The following is a 19,793-nucleotide window of genomic DNA, read 5'->3' on the forward strand; positions in this document are numbered from 1 at the left end:
TAAGGAGGAAATAGGGGGAAAAGTCGTTTTTTATCGGCGTAATCAGAAAGAGGCTGATTACACCGATAAAAGATCGATACAAACTATCCTGAAAATTACACGGCTTTTTTCATTTCCGGGATATCAAATGCTTTGCGTAATCTGGTGACAAACTCGACATCTTCACAGATGGTTTTTCCGGGGCTGTCAGACAGTTTGGCTACAGGTTTGCCGTTACATTCAACCAGTTTGATCACTATATTCAGGGGCTTTATTCCCGGAATATTGCAGGTCAGCCGTGTGCCAATGCCGAACATGACATTGATTCGTTGGTGGAAATGACGATAAAGGGCCAGTGATTTTTGCAGATCCAGGCTATCTGAAAATACCAGCGTTTTGGTCAGCGGATCGATACCCAGTGACTGGTAATGAGCAATCGCTTTTTCGCCCCAGTCAACGGGGTCTCCAGAATCATGGCGCAGGCCGTTATAGGCAACAGCAAAAGGTTTATCGAAATCCCGTAAAAAAGCATCCATAGTGATACAGTCTGTCAGGGCGATACCTAACTGGTTCGGGTATTCGTTCAGCCAAGTCTGTAAGGCTGCGCGCTGGCTGTTAGCGAGTTCCGGGCTGATTTGCTGATGAGCCTGAAACCATTCGTGCGCCTGCGTGCCGAGCGGAGCCAGATCAAGTTGCTGTGCCAGCTGGTAGTTACTGGTTCCAATCAGGTAAGGAAAACTCTCTTTTAGTTCCTTAACGATGGCATATTGTACTTCGTGTGAAAAACGGCGGCGTGTGCCGAAATCCATCAGTTTGAAACCAGATAAATCGATATGTTCTGCTGCTGCATCCTGATAGAACAGCTCAATTAATTTTCTGAGCTGGCTGACTGCCGCTTCTGGTTTAATTTCAGGAGAACGATCACGGTGTACCAGTTCACTAATCAGGGCAAGTAACGGAACTTCCCATAAAATAACTTCACGCCATAAACCTGAAATTCTGATAGCGAGCTGTCCATTATCAGTAACAGAAACTTCTACTTGTTCAGGATTAAAGCGGAAGGTTTTGAACCAGTCCAGATAATCTTTTTTAAAAAAAGGTAAACCAGACAGATATTCGGCTTCCTGTTCTGTCAAAGTCAGGTCAGCCATCATATTAATCTGCTGGCGTAATGCCCCGGCGTATTCACCGAGCAGTTCATCACCACGGCAGCGGAACTCTGCAACAACGTGAATATCGTTGTAATGGTGGTACACTGCTTGCTGCATATGAAATTTATAAGCATCAGTATCAAGCAGTGATTTGATAATCGGGGTAGCGTCTAAAGTCATGGCGCGTCAGGCATCCTCGCGGAGCATTTGTGTCTGCTATACCCTTCGTCTTTCAAGCTGTCTCTTTGTTGGCTACGCTCGTTCACCCCAGTCACATAGTGAGCTATGCTCCCGGGGTTCGCTTCCTTGCCGCCGCGATGCAACTTGAAATCCATTGGGTATAAATCGATAAAGTCGGAAGAGTATACCGTGATTATTTTGTTATTAAAGCTACATAATCGCATATATTTTTCCGGACAATAGAGATTAAGGTTAATCAATTTATAGATGATATCATGTTAAATACAATATGAGAGGAGCATTAGCACAAAAGTACTAATATTCTCAATACAGGATTGACACCTTTATTTAATAAATGATTAACATCTGAAAAAAGAGATTTCTGGATTGAAAGGATGGTGTCTCTGTGGCAGCGTTAGCTTCTCACATTTAAGTGCTTAAAACAGTTAAGTAATGAAAAAGGTTTCTTATGACACAACAGCGGCTTATTAAGCATCGTCTGGATTATAAAGCGCCAGACTATACTATTACAGATATTGATCTTGATTTTGAGCTGGATGCAGAGAAAACAACTGTAACAGCAACAAGTCAGGTAAAACGTCAGGTTAATGATATTACTCCACTTATTTTAGATGGAGAAAACCTCACATTAAAAAGTATCCATATTAATGATAAAGCATGGGAACATTATCAGGAGCAGGATGGTAAGTTAATCATTGAGCAACTACCTGCTGAATTTACGCTGAAAATAGTTAATGAAAATAATCCTGCGGCCAATACTGCACTTGAAGGGCTGTATGTATCAGGTGATGCTTTGTGCACTCAGTGTGAAGCAGAAGGTTTCCGCAATATCACTTATTATCTGGACAGGCCGGACGTATTGGCCCGTTTTACAACCCGTCTCACGGCTGATAAATCCAGGTATCCATTTTTATTGTCTAATGGTAACCGTATTGAGCAGGGAGAGCTGAGCGATGACCGCCATTGGGTTAAATGGCAGGACCCATTCCCGAAACCATCTTACCTGTTTGCACTGGTCGCAGGGGATTTTGATGTTCTGCATGATACGTTTATTACCCGCAGTGGCCGTAAGGTTGCGCTGGAGCTGTTTGTTGACAGAGGGAATCTGGATCGCGCTGACTGGGCCATGACGTCACTGAAAAATTCCATGAAGTGGGATGAAAGCCGTTTTGGGCTGGAATATGACCTTGATATTTATATGATTGTTGCTGTTGATTTCTTCAATATGGGTGCGATGGAGAATAAAGGGCTGAATGTCTTTAACTCCAAATATGTATTGGCGAAAACTGAAACGGCGACAGATAAAGATTATCTTGGCATTGAATCTGTGATTGGACACGAATATTTCCATAACTGGACAGGAAACAGGATCACTTGTCGTGATTGGTTCCAGTTAAGCCTGAAAGAAGGTCTGACAGTATTCCGTGATCAGGAATTCAGTTCGGATTTAGGTTCACGCTCCGTTAATCGTATTAATAATGTTCGTATTATGCGTGCCGCTCAGTTTGCTGAAGATGCCAGCCCGATGGCGCATCCAATCCGCCCTGAGCAGGTGATGGAAATGAATAATTTCTATACGCTGACTGTTTATGAAAAAGGCTCAGAAGTCATTCGAATGATCCACACTTTACTGGGTGAAGAGCAATTTCAGGCGGGAATACAGCTTTATGTTCACCGTCATGATGGCAGTGCGGCAACCTGTGATGATTTTGTACAGGCAATGGAAGATGCCTCAAACGTTGATTTGACGTTATTCCGCCGCTGGTACAGCCAATCAGGTACGCCAGTACTGACTGTCCGTGATGAATATGATGCTGAAAAACAGCAGTATATTCTGCATGTCAGCCAGATGACTCCACCTACCGCAGATCAGAAAGAAAAACTGCCTCTGCACATTCCGTTGGATATTGAACTGTATGATGAACATGGCCGTGTCATTCCGCTGCGCCGTGATGGGCAGCCGGTACATCATGTGCTGAATATTATCCACGCAGAACAGACATTTGTATTTGATGATGTACTGTCACAGCCGGTTCCTTCTTTATTACGTGAATTCTCGGCACCGGTGAAACTGGATTATCCATACACTGATAATCAACTGACCTTCCTGATGAAATATGCTCGTAATGAGTTTTCTCGTTGGGATTCGGCACAGGCGCTGTTAGCAAATTATGTAAAACAAAATGTCAGCCGTTACCAGCAATCTCAGCCGATAGAATTGCCAATCCATGTTATTGATGCATTCCGTGCGGTATTGCTGGATAAAAATATCGATCCGGCTCTGGCAGCCCTGATCCTGACACTGCCGTCTGAAAATGAAATAGCAGAGCTGTTTACCGTGATTGATCCGCAGGCTATTCATGAAGTGCTCTACGCAATAACACGCAGTCTGGCAAATGAAATGGCAGATGAATTTGCTGCTGTTTACCATAGCATTCACACAGGGGCATATCGTGTGGATCATCAGGATATTGCGAAACGCTCATTACGTAATATTTGTCTGCATTATCTCGCCTTTATTGAAGATAAAACTCAGGCCGATAAATTAGTCGCTACGCAGTATTATCAGGCAGATAATATGACTGATACTGTTGCTGCTTTATCTGCGGCAATGGCGGCAGAATTGCCTTGCAGTTACCAATTGATGGATGAATTTGATCAACGCTGGCATCAGGACGGCTTGGTCATGGATAAATGGTTCATTCTTCAGGCAACCAGTCCGGCGTTTGATGTACTCGATAAAGTACGCAGCCTGATGAACCACCGTTCTTTCAGCCTGAGTAACCCAAACCGTACTTATTCGCTACTGAGAACCTTCTTTGCCAATAATGCGGTGGCATTCCATGCTGAGAATGGTCAGGGCTACCAGTTCCTGAAAGAAGTTCTGACTGATCTGAATACACGTAACCCGCAAGTAGCTTCACGCCTGATTGAGCCACTAATCCGCCTGAAACGCTATGATGAAAAACGTCAGGCACTGATGCGCGCAACGTTAGAAGAATTGAAAACACTGGAAAACTTATCGGGTGACTTATTTGAGAAAATCACTAAGGCACTGGAAAGCTGAGTAATGAGACTTCCTCCGGCCTATGCCGGAGGAAATCAGGAAAATATCTTCTGCGTTACATTTACATTTTGGCAGGATCTCTTTAAGATGCTTCGCGCTTATTTCATAGTCACCATAACCTGTCATTATGCTCGCAGGAGATTGCATGTATTATCCGCTTCTAAAGAAGGCATTGTTCCAACTTGATCCGGAACAGGCCCATGAGCTTACTTTTCGCCAGCTCAAACTTGTTACCGGTACTCCTTTCGAATTCCTCATCCGCCAATCAGTTGCTACTAAACCCGTTACCTGTATGGGGTTGTCATTTAAAAATCCTCTTGGTTTAGCTGCCGGTCTTGATAAAAATGGTGATTGCATTGATGCTTTTGGTGCAATGGGCTTTGGTTTTGTTGAAATTGGTACAGTGACCCCACGTCCGCAGGCAGGGAATGATAAACCGAGGTTATTCCGTGTTGTTGAAGCAGAAGGCATCATTAATCGGATGGGCTTTAATAATCTTGGTGTTGATAATCTGGTTGAGAATGTTAAAAAAGCAAAATACGACGGGATTATCGGAATTAATATCGGCAAAAATAAAGATACGCCGGTAGAGAATGGTAAAGATGACTATTTAATTTGTATGGATAAAGTTTACTCCCATGCTGGTTATATTACGATTAATATCTCTTCACCTAATACACCCGGCCTGAGAACATTACAGTATGGCGAAGCGCTGGATGATCTTCTGTCTGCGATTAAAAATAAACAAAGTGAACTACAACAAAAATATCAAAAGTATGTTCCTGTTGCTGTAAAAATTTCGCCGGATCTGACAGAAGCTGAATTAGTAGAAATCGCAGATAGTTTAATGCGTCATCAAATTGATGGAGTTATTGCAACAAATACGACTCTGGACAGAAAGATTATTGAAGGATTAAATCATTGTCAGCAGGCTGGTGGTTTAAGCGGTCGTCCGGTACAGTTGCGCAGCACAGAAATTATTCGCCGCCTTTCTCAGGAATTAAAAGGTGAAATTCCGATTATTGGTGTTGGTGGAATTGATTCCTTAGTTTCAGCCAGAGAGAAAATGGAAGCCGGTGCTTCACTGATTCAGATATTCTCTGGTTTTATCTATAAAGGGCCGAAATTAATCAAAGATATTGTTAATCATATCTGAATATTTACTGCAATCTGGTGTTTAAGGTTTAGTATTAATGAGTTGGGGGTTTATTTCTGCTCCTGACTCGTCTATATTTTGTCTGACAGATTAAAAGTTTATCAATTTTTTAAAATTCCCGTTAGGGTGGTGCTTATTTTTAAACAAATAAACTATTTTGAGCAGAAAAGGGTAACCAATGAAAATTAGACCTGATGATCAGTGGCGCTGGTATTTTGATACTGAGCATAATCGAGTTATGCTCGATCTGGCTAATGGTATGGTTTTTCGTTCTCGTTTTCCTGCCAGAATGTTGACTGCTTATGTAACCACAATGAAAGAAATTAGCTTTTCTGTCGATGATGCCGCGCTTTATTATACTTTCGAAGAATATTCCCGCCGTATTAATATTGCACCAGAACTCAGAGCTGAATTAGCCTTAAATGGATTGGTTGCATTTCGTTTTATGAAACCACAGATGCCTAAAAGTTGGTATTTCTCTACCTTTTCTTTAATAAGTAAACCTGAACAGGGTGAAATTATTCAGGTTCGTCTACAGGAAAATGATTCAGAAGCGTTATTTATGGTTGCTGAGGCGGGAGAAAATGCCAGTGTTTGCTTATTGGTGCAGCAAAAATTAGATCTTGGTGATCGTGTAATGAATTTCTGTGATCCAATAAAAATAATGAATGACCGTTTAATACCTTATACTGAGCCAGCTCAGGCACCTATATATGATAAGGTAATTTAAAGGTTATATTAATCCGGCTCTATAACTGATCAAAATACATATACTCCAAATACACATCCGCTGAAGGCTGACTGTTTCTTTTTTCTCTCTCTTAACTAAATCTTAACCTATTCCGCGCATCAAAGAGTGCTGACGTTTTCCCGTATACGAGTGCCCTTAAGTGCCGGTCGCAGGCTACTTTCCATCTTTATTTTTACCTTAAGTGAGCAATCTTATGACATGCTGCTGGTATTAGCTATAATGGCAGCAATTTTTTGGTGGTACATTTCTTAGTAAATAATAGTCTTGGTGAATAATACATGAACTCTCTCTTTGCCAGCACGGCACGTGGACTGGAAGAACTGTTAAAGAACGAACTGGAAACGCTGGGGGCACAATCCTGTAAGATTGCCCAGGGTGGAGTTCATTTTAAAGGCGATGAACGGGTGATGTATAAAAGCCTGCTCTGGAGCAGATTAGCTTCCCGTATTCTGCTGCCGCTTAATGAATTTAAGGTTTACAGCGATCTGGATCTGTATCTTGGTGTTCAGTCGATTGACTGGACTGAGATTTTCTCAGTAGATAGCACATTTGCAGTCCATTTCAGCGGAACCAATGAAGAAATCAGAAATACCCAATATGGTGCTCTGAAAGTCAAAGATGCCATTGTTGACTGCTTTATGCGGAAGACCAAACAACGCCCGGATGTTGCCAAACAACTGCCTGATGTGCGTATTAACGTTTTTCTTAATAAAGAGAAAGCAAGCGTATCGCTCGATCTGAGTGGGGAAGGGCTGCATATCCGTGGCTATCGTGATTTAGCCGGACAGGCTCCACTGAAAGAAAATCTGGCAGCCGCAGTTGTGTTGCGTTCCGGCTGGAACGCAGGAACGCCAATGGTTGACCCGATGTGTGGTTCAGGAACATTATTGATCGAAGCAGCAATGATGGCGGCTGATTGTGCACCGGGTTTAAACCGCCAGCGCTGGGGGTTCACATCATGGTTAAAATTCGATGAAACCATCTGGCGTGAAGTTACCACAGAAGCACAGGTACGTTTTCGTAAAGGATTACAGGAAACTTCATCGCGTTTCTGGGGGCTGGATATTGACCGTCGCGTTATGGATATGGCTCGTTCAAATGCCCGCAGAGCGGGAGTTTCTCAGCTGATTGAATTTCAGCAAGGCGACGCAAGTAAGCTGGAAAATCCATTACAGGAAGGCATAACAGGAACAATTTTAAGTAATCCTCCGTATGGAGAGCGCCTTGAAAGTGAACCGGCATTGATTGCTTTACACAATGTATTCGGTCGGATTATAAAAAATCGTTTTCCGGGCTGGCGCTTATCCCTGTTCAGTGCTTCACCTGAATTGTTAAGTTGCCTGCAATTGCGGGCTGAACGCGAATTTAAAGCGAAAAATGGCCCTTTAGATTGTGTTCAGAAAAACTATTCTATTCAGCAAAGTGAACAAGCGTCAGGTAAATCTCAGCCACTGGATAGTGGTATTGCAGAAGATTATGCCAATCGCCTGCGTAAAAATGAAAAGAAACTCAGCAAATGGGCTAAACAGCAGGGTGTTGATTGCTATCGTTTATATGATGCAGATTTGCCGGAATATAATGTCGCAGTTGATCGCTATGCTGATAAAGTTATTGTACAAGAATACGCTCCCCCTAAATCTGTAGATGCCAATAAAGCCCGTCAGCGTTTGTTTGATGTTATTAGCGCAACAATGAACGTGCTTGGTTTGCAATCGAATCAGTTGATCCTGAAAACCCGCCAGCGTCAGAAAGGTAAAAACCAATATGAAAAACTCGCTGAAAAGAAAGAATTCTTTTTGGTGAATGAATACGGTGCAAAATTCTGGGTTAATCTGACGGATTATCTGGATACGGGCTTATTCCTTGATCACCGCCTTGCCCGGAAAAAACTGGGGGCAATGAGTCAGGGCAAAGACTTCCTCAATCTGTTTTCCTATACCGGTTCAGCGACAGTTCACGCCGGATTGGGTGGGGCACGTTCCACGACGACAGTGGATATGTCCCGCACTTATCTTGAGTGGGCGGAGAAAAACTTACAGGTAAATGGTCTGTCTGGTCGTCAGCATCGTCTGATTCAGGCCGATTGTCTGGGTTGGCTGGCACAGACACGCGAACAGTTTGATCTGATTTTTATTGATCCTCCGACATTTTCCAACTCTAAACGTATGGAAGATACATTTGATGTTCAGCGCGATCACATTGACTTAATGAAACAATTAAAGCGCTTACTCCGTCGTGGAGGAACATTAATGTTCTCCAACAATAAGCGTGGTTTTAAAATGGATTTGGCTGAACTGGAGAAGTTGGGTCTGGTAGCAGAAGATATTACAGAAAAAACCCTGTCTCAGGATTTTGCCCGCAACCGCCAGATCCACAATTGCTGGCTGCTGCGTCACGCTGGCGAAGGAAAATAATATTATGGCATTGATTAGTCTATCTGGCGCAGGGCTGTCATTCGGCGATGCTCCATTATTGGATGATACTGAGCTGCATATTGAAGAAAATGAAAGAGTCTGTTTGGTGGGCCGTAATGGTGCCGGTAAATCCACTTTGTTGCGCGTACTGGCAAAAGAGCAGCCTCTGGATGATGGGCAGGTTATTTATGAACAGGATCTGATTGTTGCCCGGTTACAACAAGATCCCCCCCGTGATGTGGAAGGTACGGTCTTTGATTTTGTCGCGGAAGGCGTAAAAGAGCAGGCGGAGTATATTAAGGCATACCACCAGACTTCACGTCTGGTTGAAACTGATCCCAGTGAGAAAAATCTCAACCGACTGGCAGAGTTACAGGAGGTATTGGATACCCGCAACCTCTGGTTGCTGGACAGCCGGATTAGTGATGTATTAAAGCAACTGGCTTTACCGGGGGAAGCAAAATTATCTTCTTTATCGGGTGGATGGTTGCGTAAAGCTGCTCTGGGAAGAGCCTTAGTCAGCGCACCGAAAGTCCTTTTCCTTGATGAGCCAACCAACCATCTGGATATTGAAACGATTGAATGGCTCGAAAATTTCCTGAAAGATTTTAATGGCAGTCTGGTTTTTATTTCCCATGACCGTTCATTTATTCGCAGTATGGCGACCCGTATTATTGATCTGGATCGCGGAAAACTGACTTCATGGCCGGGAAATTATGATAAGTATCTTGAGGGAAAAGAAGAAGCATTACGGGTTGAAGATCTCCAGAATGCAGAATTTGATAAAAAGCTGGCACAGGAAGAAGTCTGGATTCGACAAGGCATCAAAGCTCGTCGTACGCGTAACGAAGGCCGGGTGAGAGCACTAAAAGCGCTGCGGGTGGAACGTTCAGAGCGTCGTAACGTTATGGGCAGTGCAAGAATGCAGGTTGAAGAAGCAACCCGTTCCGGCAAAATTGTATTTGAACTGGAAAACGTCAATTATCGGATTGGCGATAAGACGCTAGTTAACAATTTTTCGGCTCAGATTCAGCGTGGTGACAAAATTGCCTTAGTGGGGCCGAATGGCTGTGGTAAAACAACATTACTGAAGTTGATGCTGGGTGATCTGAAAGCAGACAGTGGGCGGCTTCACTGTGGTACAAAACTTGAAGTAGCTTATTTTGATCAGCATCGGGCCGCTCTTGATCCAGACAAAACAGTGATGGATAACCTTGCAGAAGGCAAACAGGAAGTCATGGTAAACGGTCGTCCGCGCCATGTTTTGGGTTATTTGCAAGACTTCCTTTTCCATCCTAAACGGGCAATGACACCTGTACGGGCTTTGTCAGGCGGAGAGCGTAACCGTCTGCTGTTAGCCCGTTTATTCCTGAAACCGAGTAACCTGCTTATTCTTGATGAACCAACCAATGACCTTGATGTTGAAACGCTCGAGTTACTGGAAGAGTTAGTGGATGGTTACACAGGTACAGTCATTCTGGTGAGCCATGACCGTCAGTTTGTTGATAACTCTGTGACAGAGTGTTGGATTTTTGAAGGTAACGGCGAAATCAACAACTATGTCGGTGGCTATTTCGATGCCCAGCAACAGCGGGAGCAAACTGTTTCTTTGCGTCAGTCTCCTGCAAAAAAAGAGAAGGCAGAGAGTAAACCAGATAAGGTTAAAGAAGCTACAAAACGTTCAAATAATAAGATAAGTTACCATTTACTCAGAGAGTTAGAACAACTACCCTCATTATTGGAAACGTTAGAGCAAGAGATCGAACAGCTACAAACTCAGGTCAGTGATCCTGAATTTTTCAATCAGCCACATGAAGTTACACAAAATGTATTGCAGGCGATGGCAAACAAAGAGCAGGAATTGGAGAAAGCTTTTGATCGCTGGCAAGAATTGGAAATGATGAAAAATGGATAATGTCTGCTGGTGATATCTGATAGTGTACAGATTGCTGCGATATAGCGCGGCAATCTAAAGTATACTTAATGGATTCCAGATATAGCGCGGCAGCAGGAGAGTGAACCCTCAGAAGCATAGATAACAGCCTGTTTATAAAAACGATGACTGTTATAAGGGGCAGCCGACAAAGAAACAACTGGAAAACAAAGAGTGTAAACAGAACAACAGCATTGACTTTGTTACAGGAGAAACACTTTGTGTTCTGACAATCATCAGAATGGCAGGCTGCTTCTATGCCACCAATGCGATATGCTGGTGGCACTGCCTGATCTGGAAGAAGGGAAGAAGGCCGTCTGCCCACGATGTGACACGTTACTGACCGCAAAGTGGAAAGAACCACGTAACCAACCAACAGGTTATGCAGTAAGTGCATTATTTATGCTATTGCTTGCCTGTTTGTTTCCTTTTGTCAGTATGAATGTTGCAGGGATTGTCAGTGAAATCACACTGACAGAAATCCCTAAAATCATGTTCAGTGAAGATTATTCGAGCATGGCCGTGTTCTTCCTGATCTTTGTGCAGCTTGTACCAGCATTCTGCATGGTTTCCATCATTTTTTTATGCCAGAACATCAAAATGGCGCGTCGGCTTAAAGTTGAGTTGGCGCGCATTTTATTTCAGATGAAAACTTGGTGTATGGCCGAAATATTCTTAGCCGGAGTGTTAGTCAGCTTTGTTAAGCTAATGGCTTATGGCGATATTGCGGTTGGTCTCAGTTTTCTGCCTTACTGTCTTTTCTGCCTGTTTCAGATCAGGGCTTTTCAATGTCTGGATCGGTACTGGATCTGGAATGAGATAGAATCGGCACCGAAAATAAATGTTCCTCTAAAAACAGGTAAACCCGGTTTAATTCAGGGGGTCAGACTATGTCAGTGTTGTACAGCCATCTTACCTGCACAGAAACATCAATGCCCCCGCTGCTACTCAAAAGGGCATGCCCGCCGCCATTACAGTCTTCAGTGGACAATGGCACTATTGATTACATCAGCCATACTCTATATTCCAGCGAATATGTTACCGATTATGGTGACACAAACATTAGGAAGCGACATTAATTCAACCATTCTGGAAGGGATTATTTTGCTTTGGAGTACGGGTTCTTATCCCGTTGCGCTGGTTATCTTTGTTGCCAGTATTATGGTGCCGTTACTGAAAATGCTCGCTATTTGCTGGTTGTGCTGGGATGCAAAAAGACATGGCAGATATAACTCTGAAACCATGCACTTTATTTATGAAATGGTGGAGTTTGTTGGTCGTTGGTCAATGATTGATGTTTTTGTTATCGCGGTATTATCGGCGTTAGTACGCATGGGGCAATTTATGAGTATTTATCCCGCAACGGGAGCCATACTGTTTGCCTCAGTGGTGATTTTAACCATGTTTGCATCAATGACATTTGATCCGCGTCTGACTTGGGATAAAGCAAATAAAAAATTTGAGTTACGGAATAATGAGGAATCATAAGGTGACGGATAAAGAAGAAACTCTGGCGCAAGCCAAGATCAGCAAACTTAAGAGTTGGTCACCGATATGGATTGTACCAATTATTACTGTGCTCATCGGTGCGTGGATACTGTTTTATCACTTTAGTCATCAGGGGCCGGAAGTGATACTGGTCACTTCTAATGCTGAAGGCATTGAGGCCGGAAAAACGAAAATAAAAAGCCGCAGTGTTAATGTTGGTGTGGTTGAAAGAGTGTCATTAAGCGATAACTTGGGTGAAGTGATCATCAAAGCTCGTCTGAATGATGGTATGGAAAGGCTATTACACAAAGATACCGCATTTTGGGTCGTAAAGCCTCAAATTGGTCGTGAAGGCGTTTCTGGCCTGAGTACATTGCTATCGGGAGTCTTTATTGAATTACAGCCCGGAAGCGAAGGCAGTGAAGAAAGAAAATTCTCACTATTAGATTCACCGCCATTGGCATCACCGGATGCAAAAGGCATGCGCCTGATCTTAACCAGTGAAAAAGCAGGGCGCTTATCAGCGGGTGACCCCGTTTTATTTCGTGGGTATCGTGTTGGTTCAGTGGAAACAAGTACTTTCGATCCTAAATCCCGTTTGGCCAGATATCAGGTCTTCATTAATGCGCCTTATGACGGATTATTAACAACCAATATCCGGTTCTGGAAAGACAGTGGTGTTGCTTTTGATGTTTCATCACAGGGAGTAAGAGTTGAAGTTGCGGCATTGTCGACTTTATTTGCCGGGGGAGTCAGTTTTGATGTGCCGAAAGGTTGGGATTTAGGCAAACCGGTACAAGAAAAAGAAACGTTCAGGCTTTACGATAGTGAAAAAAACATAGAAAACTCACTTTATACCGAACATAGAGATTTCTTACTGTTCTTCTCTGATTCCATCAGAGGCTTACAACCGGGCGCTACTGTTGAATTCAGAGGCATACGGGTGGGAACAGTAGCAAAAGTGCCATTCTATACGGATGGGATTGGCCAGCGCCTTGATAGCGATTTTCGTATTCCTGTCTTAATCCATATGGAGCCTGAACGGTTTGAGAAAGAAATTGGTAATGGCTTCTACACAGATAAAGAACTGGAAAAAATTATTTCCCGGGGCTTAAGAGCTTCCTTGAAATCCGGAAACTTACTGACGGGAGCACTATTCATCGATCTGGACTTTTATCCTGATGAAAAGATGTGGAAAGGCCCGAGAAAAGTGGCAGGTTACGAGGTTTTACCAACTACAAGCAGCGGATTGGCTCAGATTCAGCAAAAAGTCACCATGGCTCTGGATAAAATTAATCAAATGCCGATTGAACCTCTCTTTGTACAGGCGACTAAAACATTAGAAGAGAGCCAGAAAACAGTTAAGGCTGCGCAAAAAATGATGAACGAATTAAATACCATCCTTGCAAGTAAAGAAGCTCAAGGGCTTCCCAAAGATATACAAAATACATTGAATGAATTAAACCGCAGCATGCAGGGGATTCAGCCGGGTTCACAGGCTTACAATAAACTGGTTGATAACATGCAACGGTTGGATCAGGTCTTACGTGAATTACAGCCAATATTGAAGACACTGAATAATAAGAGCAACGCACTGGTATTTGAAGCACAAGCAACACAGGACCCTGAACCGAAAAAGGCGCGTAATTGATGAAAAAATTGATATTAAGACTGGCATTTTTTATTCCTGTTGGTTTCCTGCTGGTGGGGGGGATGTTGCTTTCAGGATGCAGTAGCAGCCAGCCGAAGAAAACATATTATCAACTACCTATTGTCACAAAAGCTTCGGAGATAAAATGGGTAGATAGCGCGCATAAACCTCAATTATGGATAAAAAAGGTAAATCTTGCTGATTACCTCGCATCACCGGGTATCGCTTATCAAACAGGAGATGTCAGCTATATCAATGCTTCGAATCACTTATGGGCCAGCCCATTGGAGCAACAGTTACAACAAATCCTGACTACTCAGTTGAGTGCGGCATTTCCGCAAAGACTGGTTTCTGACCAGTTATTGGAAAAGAATGCTGATGTATTGGAAATCACAATAACTGCTTTTAATGGGCGTCATGATGGGCGGGTTATCATTCAGGGATACTGGGTGTTATCCAATCAGAAACAGACCATTAATCGGACATTCAACTTAGAATTAAAACAAACAGAAAATGGCTACGCGCAATTAGTGCGTACTTTGTCGACGGGTTATAACCAGCTAATTCAGTCTATTACCAGGCAGATAACTTACAAACAGGGGTAGAGTATGAAAAAGGCCATTTTTTTCTTGTTGAATGATTATGCTGACTGGGAAGGCGCATATCTTGCTTCCAGACTCAGTATGACTAAAGAATGGCTGGTGGAAACTGCATCTTTAGACAAAGGAATATGTCAATCAATAGGGGGCTTTAGCATAGTTATTGCTTATTCTTTAGAAGAGATCCCCCGCGATATTGATCTTTGTATCTTAATTGGTGGTAACTCATGGAATATCGAAAATAATGAACTGAAAAATCTTATAAATTTTTATCTTACTTCGGGGATAATTGTTGGCGCTATCTGTGGTGCCGTGGATTTTTTAGCCAAAAATGGATTATTAAATAATTATCAACATACAGGTAATTCTCAATACATATGGAATGAATATACAGAGTACAGGAATGGAAATAACTTCATCAAAAAGCAATCTATTACTGATCGAAACCTTATCACGGCAAATGGAACAGCCGCGATAGAATTTTCTGAACAAATCCTGACAGCATTATATAGTGATAAAAGAGCAGAAATTGAGAAAGAGCATGAGCTATTCAGGATAGGTTATTATAATTATTGTAATAAATATGGTGATCCCTTTGTTTAAATATAAAAAAGAATAAATTTTATAATTAATTAATTGAGCTTCTTATCTCACTACAGGTCATGTATTAAATAGTTAGTTGCTGTGATATGCTTCCGGCTTTTTAAGGATGAAGCATGGCTAAAGTTGACGTTTATTGTCGTTATTGCCACAAATCAGAACAGGTCAAAGGACACGGAAAAGGAAATGGCGGACATCCTCGTTATCGCTGTTATAGCTGCTGTAAGGTCTTTCAATTGGAATACACCTATCAAGCCTGCAAGCCCGGCGTTAAAGAGCAGATTGTTGATATCGCGATGAATAACGTGGGAGTTCGTGATACCGCGAGAATCCTGAAAGTTGCAACAGCCACCGTTATGAAGACATTAAAAAACTCACGCCCCGACACGTAACAACACTTCCCCTTGAGGGAAAAAATATTCAGCTTATCTGCGAAATAGATGAACAATGATCGTTTGTGGGGAACAAGCAACATCAACGCTGGTTTTGGTATAGCTGAATCAATATAACTAGACATAGCTCACATGTTCTGTAAATAACTCATCAAGAGAGCATCTTTCTCGCCTTCTTATCGCTTTTGTTTCCGCCCATTTGTTTTCGATAGGATTTAAATCTGGACTGTAAGGGGGAAGCCATTCTAACTGGCACCCGTGATCGGCTATCGCTTGTAACGTATCACACCGTTTATGGAAAGAGGCATTATCCATCACAATCACAGCACCCTTTGGGATCTTCGGTAACAAATCTTGTGTCATCCAGGCATGAAACACATTCGCATTAATGTTTCCGGCAAACAAACTTAAGGTCACAAAGGTATTTTTAATGATGGCACCAATGGCATTAATGCGACCTTTGTGCTGCCAGTCATGTAAACCAAAACAGCGCGTCCCTTTTAACGAATAACCATGCGTACGTGGCATGGACTGCTCAAAGCCGCTTTCGTCCAGATAAACAATCGGTTTGCCCGCCTGCTCATGATGGCGGATACGCTCACTAAATACCTGACGCGCGTGTTCGTCAGCGGCGGGGTGTTTTAGTGTTTTTTTTGGCGGTTATTCTGAGTCGTTTCAAGGCGTAATGGATGGCGGATTGTGAGACCTCCAGACGTTTTGCTCTTTCCCATTGATAATCATCGGGATAACGGTTGACATCAGCGAGCAGTGTCTCGTCACTGATTTTTGTGGGAGCTTTATCACGCGTCATACAGGGTTCTATTTTATTGCACCACCGAAACAGAGTACGGATAGAAACCTCAAAGTGGTCACTGATCTGCTCGAACGTCAACGCATGCTTGTCTTTGTATGCCAGTACTCTTTTTCGGAAATCTAAGCTATAACCCATTTCAATTTTGCCTTGTTATTAGTCGTCCCTGGCATTATGACACAATATTATGATTTTACATATTTAAAGAGGTAACTAACAGAATGAAAATTGATAAATCTATTTAATTTGTGATCTTCTGGCATCAGAATTTGAATATAATGTGCTATTCCCGCAGAGAAAGTTTATCGACTGGCAACATAAAATAATCACCACGCAGCCGGCCCAACCCACAGAGATGTAATATATTGATTACTATCACAGTCGGCATAAATTTTTTGGCCACTAGAAGCAGCAAAAATTGCCGTTGAAAGCAGAGATTTTCCTGCATCAGTATTGTTTAGGTGAGCCACCCAGAACCAGTTCTGACCATCTTTATTCTTAATTGTGACGGTCAACCAATCTTTATTTCCGTTATATCCTGTGGAAACAGAAATAACATTTCCTGTAATAGATTTATTACAGTTTATTGCATCACTCCTACTTGTAGGAACGTTGATATTTTGCCTTAATTGGCTATCAGTTATCTTGTTTCCATTCTCCTCCGCTGACACACTACAGGAAAACAAACAAAATAATACGAATAAATAAATTGATTTCATAGTCATTTGTTCCTTATTAACTAGTCTGCATTCACATACAAAGTTGATGGCTGATTGCGTATGTAAGCTCGATCTGTTGATACAACATATTCTCGAGTACTGAAAAGTTAATCCTTGAAGTTTTTACTTCGATAAAAAATTTTAGCTATAATTATTGTCTTATTACCTTTCAATTCCACAATATTGAAAATACTAATGCACATATTAATATTTAATGAATACAGTTTAAATAAGTGAATTTTACCCATGACAACAATACAAAAAAAATATTATATTGCTTCCTGTTTTACTCAGGATTTAACTCATTTATTCATATGTCGTGTATTCAATTTTCCAGCTTATTTTTTTGGGTTGTGATGTACAGGCACTAAAAAAATTATTATTAGTTTCTACGGTAAACGCGCGGTCAAGACCTGGTTTAATTTCCATCACAGGGGGACCCACGTTGTAATAGCAAATGGAATCAACATATGAAACTTTTGCCGTACCACGACCTTTATTTTCAAATTTCATATTATCAGTTGATGATAAATTTGTTATCCGGTGTATTGTATTATCTTTTTCTGTATTTTTAACGATGCTGGTGAGTTTCTCGTCATAGCTTGATTCGTTATCATATATAATTGCCTGAAATTTATTATGTGATGAATAATCTCCACTGTCACAGGCGCTTTCACTTCCATCACATTTTAAAGTCAGATTGACCTCACATCCGCTCTTGCGAGTAAAGGTAGTATACCAGTTGCTAGAAAAGAGAAGTTCCAGGCTGTCTATGGTTGCAAGCTCAACTGTACAAGTCTTAACTGTTGGCTTAGGAGGAGGAGGTGGTGGTGAATTACTCAGCAGCATATTGACAATGGGTACCATTGTTTTTGCTAGTGGGTACACAATGTTATAATCACAGTTTGCCTTTGGGCTATCAAGTTCAGCTGAATTCGATGGCATTTCAAAATGTAATGGACGGCAGACTCCAGAAACCCGATCAAGTAGATACCTTATTTCACGTCTTGCTAACAGAAGATTCTCAATAGTTAACGGTACACCAATCAGTTGATTCAAAGTTAGTAAAAAAGTCATCTGATATGAAAGCATTACGGGTGGATCTTGATAAGCAGGATGTGTATTTTCATCTGTAAATACAGCCAAATCATTTACATCAGCGATCGCCGGGCGAGTATCTGAAATTACATTACGTACACCCTCGAACGCATCATCAGGATGACCTAATCCTAAAGCATGGCCCATCTCATGAAGTATAAGCGCATATGTATAAATCTCTGCATAGTACTCTAAACTATGATCCCGCCCCATTGTGGTTTCCAAACCCTCGTAAAATTGATCAGACACAGCAAGGGTAGGCCTAAAAAATACTCCTGGTGACGTAACTCCATAACGAGATACCATCACATGATAATAATCGGTACCCCGCATAACAGTTATTGCATCTAGATCATCGCTAATATTGAACTCAGGATTTATGTTATTTAACATAGTAGGTAACATAGTTTGTAGAGTAAAATTAGGTTCTTCCCCTGGTTCAGATTCCCTGATAGTCAAATAAGGCTGCAGAATAGTGGAATAATATTCTGCAGCACGGCGCATAAGCGGCGCGATCGGAATATCAATATCGTCTCCAGCATATGTATATGTTACCCATAAATTTGGATTGGGTAGTGTATATCTTATTGTATGTCCGTAAGCCACTACGGGATTATAAATCTGATAGTTTGAACCCCAAAAGAAAGCGACAACAAAATACCTTGGATCATATGGTGCTAATGGTTGGAGTGGAGGGGGTGGCTGGCCAAACGCCATGAAATTAGATGATAAAAATGATAACATTGCAATTATGGCAATGAATATTTTCTTTATTAAATTCATGATATGCTCCCGTTATTTTTTTACCAAGCATCGGGCCCAACCCATAAGGATTTAATATTTTGGTGATCCCCGGACGTAACGCACTCAGCAAGAATCTTCTGCCCACTAGCAGCAGCATATAACGCGATTGCTTGTATGGATTTACCTGCATCTGTATTAGCATCATACTGTGTCCAGTACCATTCGTTATTTTTCCTCTTTTGATCAACTAATGTAATAGCGATATAGTTTTTTATTGCCTCACCTTTGTTGATACCTCCATACCCAATAGCAACAGAGTCAACATAACCTTTATAGTTAGACGTAGGAGTACATGTAGTTCCTATCGATACCTTGGATATAACTTGAGTCGCTCCTTCTTTGGTGTTAGATTTTATTTTATCAGTATGAGCATATGCTGCTGAAAAAACGTTTAGCATGAATAAAATCAAAACTCCTGACAGTATTTTTTTCATCATATTCATGAGATAGGACTCCATTTTTATTTTGTTAAAAATTTATATTATTGACTCCAAGCCATGGTCTTTGTAAACACGGTATGAAGAAAACGGTAAATAAAATACAAGCGCTTTTCGTATTTTCATATTTAATACCGATAAGTAAGCCCGAAGATAATTCAAACCGTATTGGTGTGAACCGCCAGAGTGAGATAAAGGTGCTAAACGATACCCTTCGTTCTGATTCCCAGATGTGAGTAAGTGATTGCATTTAATACCTCCCTTTATGTTAAGGAAGAGAATAAGCTTATCATGGCACATGATGGGCTATGATTGTAAGGTGTACTTCTTTATATAAATTGATGGCATCATCATCTAATTAATTAAATCAGGCTCGATAGGATTTTAACGATGGGATAAATTCACTCTGTTATTAGAAATGATAATAACAATTAATAGGGTATCATAGATAGGCTCTTAAGAATTAAGCCGTTCAAAACACGCATCCAATGTTTTGTTTTTACATGATTTTCTTTGTGGTGTTTTGAACGCGTTCTGGCATA

General features: G+C 41.6%; 15 protein-coding genes and 1 pseudogene. 10 read left to right on the forward strand and 6 right to left on the reverse strand.

What is annotated here, in order from left to right:
* Positions 1-95: 95 nt before the first annotated feature.
* A complete protein-coding gene (gene pncB, locus Xinn_RS03585) occupies positions 96-1,310 on the reverse strand; it encodes a nicotinate phosphoribosyltransferase (RefSeq protein WP_086953621.1) in 1,215 nt (404 codons plus the stop codon).
* Positions 1,311-1,779: 469 nt separating this feature from the next.
* Here pncB and pepN point away from each other — a divergent pair, with 469 nt between their 5' ends.
* The 10 genes and pseudogenes from pepN to Xinn_RS03635 form a co-directional block, all read left to right on the forward strand.
* Positions 1,780-4,398, forward strand: a complete 2,619-nt coding sequence (gene pepN, locus Xinn_RS03590) for an aminopeptidase N (protein WP_086953619.1) — start codon at positions 1,780-1,782, stop codon at positions 4,396-4,398.
* 145 nt (positions 4,399-4,543) lie between these two features.
* Complete coding sequence (gene pyrD / locus Xinn_RS03595) at positions 4,544-5,554, forward strand: quinone-dependent dihydroorotate dehydrogenase (RefSeq protein ID WP_086953618.1); 1,011 nt, start codon at positions 4,544-4,546, stop codon at positions 5,552-5,554.
* A 178-nt stretch (positions 5,555-5,732) separates the two neighbouring features.
* Positions 5,733-6,284 carry a cell division protein ZapC gene (locus tag Xinn_RS03600; protein WP_086953617.1) on the forward strand — a complete coding sequence of 184 codons (552 nt, stop codon included), beginning with the start codon at positions 5,733-5,735 and terminating at the stop codon, positions 6,282-6,284.
* Between the two features lie 299 nt (positions 6,285-6,583).
* On the forward strand, positions 6,584-8,719 hold the full coding sequence (gene rlmKL / locus Xinn_RS03605) for a bifunctional 23S rRNA (guanine(2069)-N(7))-methyltransferase RlmK/23S rRNA (guanine(2445)-N(2))-methyltransferase RlmL (RefSeq protein ID WP_086953616.1): 2,136 nt from the start codon (positions 6,584-6,586) through the stop codon (positions 8,717-8,719).
* Between the two features lie 4 nt (positions 8,720-8,723).
* Entirely contained in the window at positions 8,724-10,634 is a 1,911-nt protein-coding gene (locus tag Xinn_RS03610; RefSeq protein ID WP_086953615.1) for an ABC transporter ATP-binding protein, read from the forward strand.
* Positions 10,635-10,871: 237 nt separating this feature from the next.
* Positions 10,872-12,140 (forward strand): membrane integrity-associated transporter subunit PqiA, encoded by a 1,269-nt coding sequence (gene pqiA, locus Xinn_RS03615; RefSeq protein WP_086953614.1) that lies wholly within the window; start codon positions 10,872-10,874, stop codon positions 12,138-12,140.
* Positions 12,127-13,791 (forward strand): intermembrane transport protein PqiB, encoded by a 1,665-nt coding sequence (gene pqiB / locus Xinn_RS03620; RefSeq protein WP_186435639.1) that lies wholly within the window; start codon positions 12,127-12,129, stop codon positions 13,789-13,791. The genes pqiA and pqiB overlap by 14 nt, the downstream gene beginning before the upstream one ends.
* Entirely contained in the window at positions 13,791-14,396 is a 606-nt protein-coding gene (gene pqiC / locus Xinn_RS03625) for a membrane integrity-associated transporter subunit PqiC (RefSeq protein ID WP_099137600.1), read from the forward strand. The genes pqiB and pqiC overlap by 1 nt, the downstream gene beginning before the upstream one ends.
* A gap of 3 nt (positions 14,397-14,399) precedes the next feature.
* The gene (locus tag Xinn_RS03630; RefSeq protein WP_099137601.1) at positions 14,400-14,993 is read left to right on the forward strand and encodes a DJ-1/PfpI family protein; all 594 of its coding nucleotides are present in this window, start codon (positions 14,400-14,402) and stop codon (positions 14,991-14,993) included.
* Between the two features lie 113 nt (positions 14,994-15,106).
* Positions 15,107-15,438 (forward strand): annotated as a pseudogene (locus Xinn_RS03635) (IS1-like element transposase); the annotation flags it as partial.
* A gap of 61 nt (positions 15,439-15,499) precedes the next feature.
* Here the strand turns inward: Xinn_RS03635 and Xinn_RS03640 are convergent.
* The 5 genes from Xinn_RS03640 to Xinn_RS03660 all read right to left on the reverse strand — a co-directional run bounded on the left by Xinn_RS03640 (position 15,500) and on the right by Xinn_RS03660 (position 19,257).
* Positions 15,500-15,976 carry an IS630 family transposase gene (locus tag Xinn_RS03640; protein WP_211285997.1) on the reverse strand — a complete coding sequence of 159 codons (477 nt, stop codon included), beginning with the start codon at positions 15,974-15,976 and terminating at the stop codon, positions 15,500-15,502.
* A gap of 31 nt (positions 15,977-16,007) precedes the next feature.
* On the reverse strand, positions 16,008-16,331 hold the full coding sequence (locus tag Xinn_RS03645) for an IS630 transposase-related protein (protein WP_099137603.1): 324 nt from the start codon (positions 16,329-16,331) through the stop codon (positions 16,008-16,010).
* 188 nt (positions 16,332-16,519) lie between these two features.
* Positions 16,520-16,912, reverse strand: coding sequence for a hypothetical protein (locus Xinn_RS03650; RefSeq protein WP_086953610.1), 393 nt, complete (start codon positions 16,910-16,912; stop codon positions 16,520-16,522).
* Between the two features lie 306 nt (positions 16,913-17,218).
* Positions 17,219-18,793 carry a hypothetical protein gene (locus Xinn_RS03655; protein ID WP_086953609.1) on the reverse strand — a complete coding sequence of 525 codons (1,575 nt, stop codon included), beginning with the start codon at positions 18,791-18,793 and terminating at the stop codon, positions 17,219-17,221.
* Positions 18,794-18,813: 20 nt separating this feature from the next.
* Positions 18,814-19,257, reverse strand: coding sequence for a hypothetical protein (locus Xinn_RS03660; RefSeq protein WP_086953608.1), 444 nt, complete (start codon positions 19,255-19,257; stop codon positions 18,814-18,816).
* Between the last annotated feature and the right edge of the window lie 536 nt (positions 19,258-19,793).

The organism is Xenorhabdus innexi, from assembly GCF_002632485.1.
GTDB classification, from domain to species: domain Bacteria; phylum Pseudomonadota; class Gammaproteobacteria; order Enterobacterales; family Enterobacteriaceae; genus Xenorhabdus; species Xenorhabdus innexi.

Coding starts and splice junctions, on each gene's coding strand:
- pncB (WP_086953621.1), bottom strand. CDS start 1,310: ATGACTTTAGACGCTACCCCGATTATCAAATCACTGCTTGATACTGAT.
- pepN (WP_086953619.1), top strand. CDS start 1,780: ATGACACAACAGCGGCTTATTAAGCATCGTCTGGATTATAAAGCGCCA.
- pyrD (WP_086953618.1), top strand. CDS start 4,544: ATGTATTATCCGCTTCTAAAGAAGGCATTGTTCCAACTTGATCCGGAA.
- Xinn_RS03600 (WP_086953617.1), top strand. CDS start 5,733: ATGAAAATTAGACCTGATGATCAGTGGCGCTGGTATTTTGATACTGAG.
- rlmKL (WP_086953616.1), top strand. CDS start 6,584: ATGAACTCTCTCTTTGCCAGCACGGCACGTGGACTGGAAGAACTGTTA.
- Xinn_RS03610 (WP_086953615.1), top strand. CDS start 8,724: ATGGCATTGATTAGTCTATCTGGCGCAGGGCTGTCATTCGGCGATGCT.
- pqiB (WP_186435639.1), top strand. CDS start 12,127: ATGAGGAATCATAAGGTGACGGATAAAGAAGAAACTCTGGCGCAAGCC.
- pqiC (WP_099137600.1), top strand. CDS start 13,791: ATGAAAAAATTGATATTAAGACTGGCATTTTTTATTCCTGTTGGTTTC.
- Xinn_RS03630 (WP_099137601.1), top strand. CDS start 14,400: ATGAAAAAGGCCATTTTTTTCTTGTTGAATGATTATGCTGACTGGGAA.
- Xinn_RS03645 (WP_099137603.1), bottom strand. CDS start 16,331: ATGGGTTATAGCTTAGATTTCCGAAAAAGAGTACTGGCATACAAAGAC.
- Xinn_RS03650 (WP_086953610.1), bottom strand. CDS start 16,912: ATGAAATCAATTTATTTATTCGTATTATTTTGTTTGTTTTCCTGTAGT.
- Xinn_RS03655 (WP_086953609.1), bottom strand. CDS start 18,793: ATGAATTTAATAAAGAAAATATTCATTGCCATAATTGCAATGTTATCA.
- Xinn_RS03660 (WP_086953608.1), bottom strand. CDS start 19,257: ATGAATATGATGAAAAAAATACTGTCAGGAGTTTTGATTTTATTCATG.